The organism is Pelomonas nitida, from assembly GCF_043555975.1.
GTDB classification, from domain to species: Bacteria; Pseudomonadota; Gammaproteobacteria; order Burkholderiales; family Burkholderiaceae_C; genus Pelomonas; species Pelomonas nitida.
Window position 1 is genome coordinate 1 of the sequence record NZ_JBIGIA010000064.1, and the last position, 284, is coordinate 284.

Consider the following 284-nt stretch of genomic DNA (forward strand, 5'->3'; position numbering starts at 1 on the left):
TGGACCCCATCGATCCCAGCAGCACGTCGCGCGAGGGCTTCAGCGACAACGCGCCACCGCCACCACCGCCGGAGACCGGGCCCGACGAAGCGGCGGCGGCCACCTCCGCGCCGCCGGGCGACGCGGGCGCCGCCACCGGTTCGGCGATGGATCGCGCTGGCGCGGGCAGTGCGACGGGCGCTGCTACCGGCTGGGGTGCGGCAGCCGCCACGGGTGACGGCCGCCGTGGCGCCGCTGGTGCTTGCGGCGCGGGCGTACGGGGCGCCGACAACAACCGGACCTGC

At 78.2% G+C, this 284-nt stretch carries 1 pseudogene; it reads left to right on the forward strand.

Going from position 1 to position 284, the window contains the following annotated elements:
• Positions 1 to 284, forward strand: a pseudogene (locus ACG00X_RS24120) (hypothetical protein); the annotation flags it as partial.